This is a genomic window from Micromonospora solifontis (genome assembly GCF_003725545.1).
Taxonomy (GTDB): domain Bacteria; phylum Actinomycetota; class Actinomycetes; order Mycobacteriales; family Micromonosporaceae; genus Micromonospora; species Micromonospora solifontis.
The window spans coordinates 56,708-64,687 of the sequence record NZ_RJLN01000031.1 but is presented as its reverse complement, the minus strand read 5'-3'; the positions used below and the strand labels follow the sequence as shown (position 1 = coordinate 64,687).

At 72.3% G+C, this 7,980-nt stretch carries 6 protein-coding genes; 5 read left to right on the top strand and 1 reads right to left on the bottom strand.

Annotated elements, in window-relative coordinates; all coding sequences use genetic code 11:
* Positions 1 to 1,159: leucyl aminopeptidase (locus tag EFE23_RS13525; RefSeq protein WP_123241263.1), on the top strand; the 1,159-nt coding region annotated here is incomplete at its 5' end.
* A 211-nt stretch (positions 1,160 to 1,370) separates the two neighbouring features.
* On the opposite strand, the gene EFE23_RS13520 is transcribed toward EFE23_RS13525, so the two are convergent.
* Positions 1,371 to 1,700, bottom strand: coding sequence for a hypothetical protein (locus tag EFE23_RS13520; RefSeq protein WP_123241267.1), 330 nt, complete (start codon positions 1,698 to 1,700; stop codon positions 1,371 to 1,373).
* A gap of 177 nt (positions 1,701 to 1,877) precedes the next feature.
* Here EFE23_RS13520 and lpdA point away from each other — a divergent pair, with 177 nt between their 5' ends.
* From lpdA to EFE23_RS13500, 4 genes are all read left to right on the top strand, one after another.
* Positions 1,878 to 3,269: a dihydrolipoyl dehydrogenase gene (gene lpdA, locus EFE23_RS13515; RefSeq protein ID WP_123241262.1), complete on the top strand. Its 1,392-nt coding sequence runs from the start codon at positions 1,878 to 1,880 to the stop codon at positions 3,267 to 3,269.
* A 66-nt stretch (positions 3,270 to 3,335) separates the two neighbouring features.
* On the top strand, positions 3,336 to 5,129 hold the full coding sequence (gene sucB / locus EFE23_RS13510; RefSeq protein WP_123241261.1) for a 2-oxoglutarate dehydrogenase, E2 component, dihydrolipoamide succinyltransferase: 1,794 nt from the start codon (positions 3,336 to 3,338) through the stop codon (positions 5,127 to 5,129).
* A 116-nt stretch (positions 5,130 to 5,245) separates the two neighbouring features.
* Positions 5,246 to 6,571, top strand: coding sequence for a low temperature requirement protein A (locus EFE23_RS13505; RefSeq protein WP_123241260.1), 1,326 nt, complete (start codon positions 5,246 to 5,248; stop codon positions 6,569 to 6,571).
* Positions 6,572 to 6,620: 49 nt separating this feature from the next.
* The gene (locus EFE23_RS13500) at positions 6,621 to 7,952 is read left to right on the top strand and encodes a low temperature requirement protein A (RefSeq protein ID WP_123241259.1); all 1,332 of its coding nucleotides are present in this window, start codon (positions 6,621 to 6,623) and stop codon (positions 7,950 to 7,952) included.
* Positions 7,953 to 7,980 lie beyond the last annotated feature (28 nt).

Genomic DNA, 7,980 nt, shown 5'->3' with positions numbered 1-7,980 from the left:
CGCCCCGGCCGCGCTGCGCGCGGTCGCCGAGGGCGCGCTGCTCGGCGGCTACCGGTTCGCCGGCTACAAGACCAAGCCGCAGCCGGCCCGTCGGGAGCCGGTGGCCGAGGTGCTGGTCGCCGTCCCGGACGCCGCGGACGCGACCGCCCAGGCCGAGGTCACCCGGGCCCAGGCGGTGGCCGGCGCGGTGCGGACCAGCCGCGACTGGGTGAACACCGCGCCGAACGAGCTGCGCCCGCCCGCGTTCGCCGAGGCCGTGGCCGCCGCCGCCCGGGAGGCCGGGCTCGGCGTCGAGGTGCTCGACGAGGAGGCGCTCGCCGCCGGCGGCTACGGCGGCATCCTCGCCGTCGGCCAGGGCTCCGAGGCCCCGCCGCGCCTGGTCAAGCTCACCTACACCCCGGAGGGCGGCGGCACCGGCAAGCGGGTGGCCCTCGTCGGCAAGGGCATCACCTTCGACACCGGCGGCATCTCGATCAAGCCGGCGCAGGGCATGTGGGAGATGAAGTCCGACATGGCCGGCGCGGCGGCGGTCGGCGCGGCCATGCTCGCGGTGGCGGCGCTCAAGCCGTCCGTGGCGGTCACCGGCTACCTGCCGATGGCCGAGAACATGCCGTCGGGCACCAGCTACCGGCCGGGCGACGTGATCAGCATGTACAGCGGCAAGAAGGTGGAGGTGCTCAACACCGACGCCGAGGGCCGGATGATCCTGGCCGACGCCATCGCGCGAGCCTGCGAGGACGGCACGGACTACCTGTTCGAGACCTCCACCCTGACCGGCGGCCAGGTGATCGCGCTGGGCAAGCGGATCGCCGGCGTGATGGGCTCCCCGGAGCTGTGCGAGCGGGTCAAGGCGGCCGGCGAGGCGACCGGCGAGCCGGCCTGGCCGATGCCGCTGCCGGACGACGTGCGCAAGGGCATGGACTCCGACGTCGCGGACATCTCCCAGGTCAACGCGGTGATGGACCGGGCCGGGCACATGCTCCAGGGTGGCGTCTTCCTGCGCGAGTTCGTCACCGACGACGTGGCCTGGGCGCACATCGACATCGCCGGCCCCGGCTACCACTCGGGCGAGGCGACCGGCTACTGGACCAAGGGCGGCACCGGCGTCCCGGTCCGTACCCTGCTCCACCTGGTCGAGGACGTCGCCGCCAACGGCTGACCCCGGACACGCGGCACCCGCGCCCCGCCGCGCGCGGCACCCGCGCCCCGCCGCCGCGCGCCAAGATCCGCGCAATTTCACCGAAATAGTGGCCATTCCGCATGGGATGGCCACTATTTCCGTGAAAGAGGGGCGCCGGCCGGGCGGGCGCGGGCCGGGCGGGCCGGGCGCGGGGGCGGGCGCGGGGCGGGCGCGGGGCGGGCGCGGGGGGTTAGAAGAGTTCGGGGCGGCGCTTGCGGCGTTCGTTGTAGTCGCGCATGCGCTGGGGGTAGCCCATCAGGCGGACGTCGTAGATGGGGATGGCCAGCTTGTGGGCCCAGCGGCGGGCCTCGTCCGGGCTGCCGATCCGGCGGCGGGTCCACTCGCCGTCGTCGGCGATCAGCATGACCGTGGTCTCGGTGACGGTGGTCCGCGGTTCCAGGTACGCCTCGACCCCGCGTCGGGTCCGGATGAAGTTCTCAAGGTGGGCCAGATCGGCGCGATCGGCGGCCCGGTCGCGGCTCACCGCGCCGGCCCGCTTGCGTCGTCGGAACAGCGCCACCGGATCCACTCCTCCCCCGTCCGTCATCGAAGACGGTGCCAAGCGTACGTGTCGACGACGTGTCGTTGGGCACCTCACTACGCGCTCCGTCCCGGGTGGTGACAAGATGACCGAGGTGGGGTGTGCCTGTTACTCCGCCGTAACCCCCGATGCAGTGACGCGACCTGGGAGTTGGATGTGAGCCAGCCGAACGACTCGACCTTCGACATCGTCATCCTCGGAGGTGGTAGCGGCGGCTACGCGACCGCCCTGCGCGCCGTCCAGCTCGGCCTGACGGTCGCGCTGATCGAGAAGGGCAAGCTGGGCGGGACCTGCCTGCACAACGGCTGCATCCCGACCAAGGCCCTGCTGCACGCCGCCGAGATCGCCGACCAGACCCGCGAGTCGGAGCAGTTCGGCGTCAAGGCCGAACTGGTCGGCATCGACATGGCGGCGGTCAACTCGTACAAGGACGGCGTGATCGCCCGCCTGTACAAGGGCCTCCAGGGGATGCTCAAGAGCAACAAGGCGATCACCATCGTCGAGGGGCACGGCAAGCTGGTCGCGCCCAACGCCGTCGAGGTGGACGGCAAGCGCTACACCGGCCGCAACATCGTCCTGGCCTCCGGCTCGTACGCGAAGAGCCTGCCCGGCCTGGAGATCGACGGCGAGCGGATCATCACCAGCGACCACGCCCTGGTCCTGGACCGGGTGCCGGCGTCGGCGATCGTGCTCGGCGGCGGCGTGATCGGCGTCGAGTTCGCGAGCGTGTGGAAGTCCTTCGGGGTGGACGTGACCATCGTCGAGGCGCTGCCCCGCCTGGTGGCCGCCGAGGACGAGGAGTCGTCGAAGGCGCTGGAGCGGGCGTTCCGCAAGCGGAAGATCAACTTCAAGGTCGGCAAGCCGTTCGAGAAGGTCGAGAAGACCGAGAACGGCGTCAAGCTGACCATCCAGGGCGGCGACACGGTCGAGGCCGAGCTGCTGCTGGTCGCCGTCGGCCGCGGCCCGAACACCGCCAACCTCGGCTACGAGGAGCAGGGCGTCAAGATGGACCGCGGCTACGTGCTGACCGACGAGCGGCTGCGCACCAACGTGCCGAACGTCTACGCGGTCGGCGACATCGTGCCCGGCCTGCAGCTCGCGCACCGCGGCTTCCAGCAGGGCATCTTCGTCGCCGAGGAGATCGCCGGCCAGAACCCGGCCGTGATCGACGAGGCCGGCATCCCGCGGGTCACCTACTGCGACCCGGAGCTGGCGTCGGTCGGCCTGACCGAGGCGAAGGCCAAGGAGCAGTACGGCGCCGACAAGATCAAGACCTACAACTACAACCTGGGTGGCAACGGCAAGAGCCAGATCCTCAAGACCGCCGGCCACGTGAAGCTGGTCCGGGTGGACGACGGCCCGGTGGTCGGCGTGCACATGGTCGGCGCCCGGGTCGGTGAGCTGATCGGCGAGGCGCAGCTCATCTACAACTGGGAGGCGTACCCGGCCGAGGTGGCGCAGCTCGTGCACGCCCACCCGACGCAGAACGAGGCCCTGGGCGAGGCGCACCTGGCCCTGGCCGGCAAGCCGCTGCACGCGCACGCCTGACACGACAACCGCGGCGTCCGGCGACGGGCGATGATCCCACCAGGGGAATGAAGGAGTCTGGAGAACATGCCGGTATCGGTCACCATGCCCCGGCTCGGCGAGAGCGTCACCGAGGGCACCGTCACGCGCTGGCTCAAGCAGGAGGGTGACACCGTCGAGGTCGACGAGCCGCTGCTCGAGGTGTCGACCGACAAGGTGGACACCGAGATCCCGTCGCCCGCGGCGGGCGTGCTGAGCCGGATCGTGGTCGGCGAGGACGAGACCGCCGAGGTCGGCAGCGAGCTGGCCGTCATCGCCGGTGAGGGCGAGGAGGCCGGTGGGGCCGCCCCGCAGCAGGAGGCCCCGGCCGAGCAGGCCGCGGAGGCCGCCGCCGAGCCCCAGGCCGAGGCGGAGCAGCCGGCCGTGCAGGAGCCGGCCCCGGCGGCGGCGCCGTCGGGCGAGGGCACCGAGGTCAAGATGCCGGCCCTGGGCGAGAGCGTCACCGAGGGTACGGTGACCCGCTGGCTCAAGCAGGTCGGCGAGACCGTCGAGGTGGACGAGCCGCTGCTGGAGGTCTCCACCGACAAGGTGGACACCGAGATCCCGTCGCCGGTCGCCGGCACGCTGCTGGAGATCAAGGTCGCCGAGGACGAGACCGCCGAGGTCGGCGGCGTGCTGGCGATCGTCGGCGCGGCCGGTGCCGCCCCGGCCCAGCCGAAGCCGGAGCCCAAGGCCGAGGCGAAGCCGGAGCCGAAGCCGGCCCCGGAGCCCAAGGTCGAGGAGCCGACCCCGGGCGTGTCGTACAACGAGCCGGCCGCCGAGGCGGAGCAGGCCGCCCAGCCGGCCAAGGTCGAGCAGGCGGCGCAGCCCGCCGCGCCGACCCCGACGCCGCAGCGCCCGACCGCCCCGGTCCAGGGCGGCGGCGAGGAGGCCGCCGGGTACGTCACCCCGCTGGTACGCAAGCTGGCCGCCGAGCACGGCGTCGACCTCTCCTCGGTCAACGGCACCGGTGTGGGCGGGCGGATCCGCAAGCAGGACGTGCTGGAGGCGGCCGAGCGGGCGAAGGCCGCCAAGGCCGCGCCGGCCGCCCAGCCGGCCGCCGCCGCGCCCGCCGCCAAGGCCCCGGCCCAGCCGGCCGCGAAGCCGCAGCCGAGCGCGAAGCGGGGCAGCACCGAGAAGCTGCCGCGGATCCGCGCGGCCATCGCCAAGCGGATGCAGCAGTCGCTGCACGAGATGGCGCAGCTGACCACCGTGATCGAGGTGGACGTCACCCGGATCGCCAAGCTGCGGGCCCAGGCCAAGGACTCCTTCCAGCAGCGGCACGGCGTGAAGCTGTCCTTCCTGCCGTTCTTCGCCCTGGCGGCCATCGAGGCGCTGCAGACGTACCCGATCGTCAACGCCAGCATGGACCTCGAGGCCGGCACGATCACCTACCCGGACGCGGAGCACCTCGGCATCGCGGTGGACACCGAGCGGGGCCTGCTGGTCCCGGTCATCCACAACGCCGGTGACCTCAACCTGGGCGGGATCGCCAAGCGGGTCGCCGACCTGGCCGAGCGCACCCGGATCAACAAGATCAGCCCGGACGAGATCGCCGGCGCGACCTTCACGCTGACCAACACCGGCAGCCGGGGCGCGCTCTTCGACACCCCGATCGTGCCGTCGCCGCAGTCGGCGATGCTCGGCACCGGTGCCGTGGTGAAGCGGCCGGTCGTGGTCAACGACCCGGAGCTGGGCGAGGTCGTCGCGATCCGCTCGATGGTCTACCTGGCCCTGTCGTACGACCACCGGCTGATCGACGGCGCGGACGCGGCCCGCTTCCTCGTCGCGGTCAAGGAGCGGCTGGAGGCCGGAAACTTCGAGGCCGAGCTGGGGCTCTGACGCACCATCGGGCAAAAGGGGCGCGCGGCATCCGCCGCGCGCCCCTTTCGTCGCCCATCGAGCCGGGCTGAGCGCAATCCGGCCTGCGGCCCAGCGCGGGTTGCCACACTTGGCGGGTGGGCGGCGGATGGGAGCGGCGCCTCGGCCCCGCCGTCCAGGCGGCTCCCGGGGCGCGGGTGGACCGGTTCGAGGTCTTCTTCGATCTGGTCTACGTCTTCTCCTTCTTCATCATCGCGCGGGCCACCGCCGCCGATCTTTCCGCTCGGGGGCTGCTGCACGCCGTGCTGCTGCTGGCCGTGCTCTGGTGGTGCTGGGTCGTGCACAGCCTGGTCGCCAACCGGATCCGGTTGGGCGAGGGTTTCGTTCCGCTGGTGATGGCGCTCGCCATCGTGGCCCTCTTCGCGTTCGCCCTGGCCAGTCCGCGGGCGTTCCGGGACCCCGCGGTGGGACTTCCCGGGCCCCTCGTGATCGCCTGCAGCTACCTGGTGATCCGCCTGGTGCACTACCTGGTCTACCGGTACGCCATCCGGAAGCATCCCCAGGAGTTGCGCAAGATCCGGCCCTACGCGGTCGAGTTGTCCTGCAGCACCGCGCTGCTGTTCGTCGCCGCCCTGGCACCGCCACAGCTGGGCGACCCGGGGGCCGCCGCTCACCTGCGCGACGGGATCTGGATCCTCCTCGTGCTGTTCCAGTACGCGACCCCTCTGCTGACCGGTGCCCGGGGCTGGGTGGTGACCTCCGCCGAGCACCTGGCCGAGCGGTACGACCTCATCCTCATGATCGCCCTCGGCGAGTCGCTGATCTCGGTCGGCGTGGGTAGCGACGTGGTCGGACGCCCCATCACCTGGCGCCTCCTCCTGGCGGCGGCGATGGGCATCGTCGGCATCTACGGCCTCTGGTGGCTGCACTTCGACCTCATCGCGCCCGCCTCCCGGCTCGCCCTGCACGGCACCCACGGCCGCGCGCGGATCCGCCTGGTCCGGGACGCGTACGCCGACCTCTACCTGGTCATGCTCGTCGGCATCGTGATCTTCGCGCTCGGCGGCGAGGAGATGCTGCACCAGGTGGGTAGCCCTCATGTCGGGCTGAGCGAACCGGTGCACGGCCCGGGGATGGCCCTGCTCTACGCCGGCACGATCTGCTTCCTCGTCGGCGATCTGCTGTTCCAACTGCGTACCCTGGGCACGGTCTCCTGGACCCGGGTCGGCGCGGTGGTCACCCTCGGCGTACTGGTGCCGCTGGCCGTGCACCTGCCCATCCTGCTGGCCGTCGCGGTCGTCGCGACGGTGACCGTCCTGCTGGTGGCGGTGGAGGCGGTCGTCTTCGCCGGCCCCCGTCGGGCGTTGCACGCCGCGCTGCTCGAGGAGCGGGTCGCGCAGGAGAGGCACGAGACGGCCTGGCGGCGGCCGCGCACCCGACCGGACGAGGCCTCCGCCGGGTAGCCGGGCGGTTCCGGCCCCGCGAGCGACTGGCCGCTGACAGACTCGTGCGGTGAGCGGCTTCGGGCGGCGGCGACGTCTCGGGCCGGCGGTGCCCGTGGCCCCCGGTGCCCGGGTGGACCGGTTCGAGGTCTTCTTCGACCTGGTCTTCGTCTTCTCGTTCTTCATCATCACCCGGGCCACCGCGCTGCAGATCACCGCCGGCTCACTGCTGCACGCCCTCCTCGTCCTGGCCGTGCTCTGGTGGTCGTGGGTGGTGCACAGCGTGGTCGCCACCCGGGTCCGGCTCGGCGAGGGTTTCGTGCCGGTGCTGATGACGCTCGGCATGGCGGCGCTGTTCACCTTCGCCCTGTCCCTGCCGAACGCGTTCCGGGACCCGCGCGGCAACGCCGCCGGGCCGATCGTCGCCGCGGTCAGCTACACCGTGATCCGCGTGGTGCACCTGCTGCTCTACCTGCACGCCGTGCGGGACAGCCCGAACGAGCGCCGGCAGCTCATGCGGTTCGCCCCGGAGGTGATCGGCAGCACCCTGCTGCTGGGGGTGGCCGCGCTGGTCCCGCCGCAGCTCGACGGCCTGACCTCGGCGTCGCTGATCCGCGACGCGCTGTGGGGTACGGTGGTGCTGCTCCAGTACACCACCGGCATCCTCGCCGGCACCTGGGGTTGGGGAGTGGCCTCCGCCGAGCACTGGACCGAGCGGTACGACCTGATCCTGATCATCGCGCTCGGCGAGTCGGTCATCTCGGTCGGGGTGGGCAGCAACCTGCTCGGCCAGCCGCCCACCCTGGCGGCCGTGGCCGCGGCGGTGCTCGGCATTTTCTTCACCGCCGCGCTCTGGTGGGCGCACTACGACATGATCGGACCGGCCGCGCGGATCGCCCTGCACGCCGCCGAGGACGGGCCCCGGGTGGCCATGGCCCGCGACGCGTACGCGTACTTCTACCTGCCGATGATCGCCGGGATCATCCTCTTCGCGCTCGGCGCCGAGGAGATCGTGCACCAGATCACCGACCCGAACGTCTCCAACTGGCTGCCGGCCAAGGGGCCCGGCGAGCCGCTGCTGTTCGGCGGGGTGATCTGCTACCTCTGCGGCAACATGCTGTTCCAGCTGCGTACCCTGCGCACGCTGAGCTGGACCCGGGTCGGCACGGTCATCCTGCTCGCGGTGACCATCCCGGTGGCCGAGCTGCTGCCCGCGCTGGGTGCCCTCACCCTGCTGACCGCGATCTGCGTCGGCATGGTGGTCGCCGAGGTGGTGATCTTCGACGCGGGCCGCCGCGCGTTGCGGCAGCTCGTCTTCGAGGAGCGGACCAGTCACGAGGCGCACGAGGCGGCCTGGCGGGCCCGCTGGCACCTGCCGCCGGAGCCGGACGAGGGCGAGTGACGCCGGGCCGCGGGCGGCGAGCGGATCG

Excerpts from the sequence above, each read along its gene's own strand:
- sucB (WP_123241261.1), top strand. The coding sequence starts at position 3,336 with ATGCCGGTATCGGTCACCATGCCCCGGCTCGGCGAGAGCGTCACCGAG.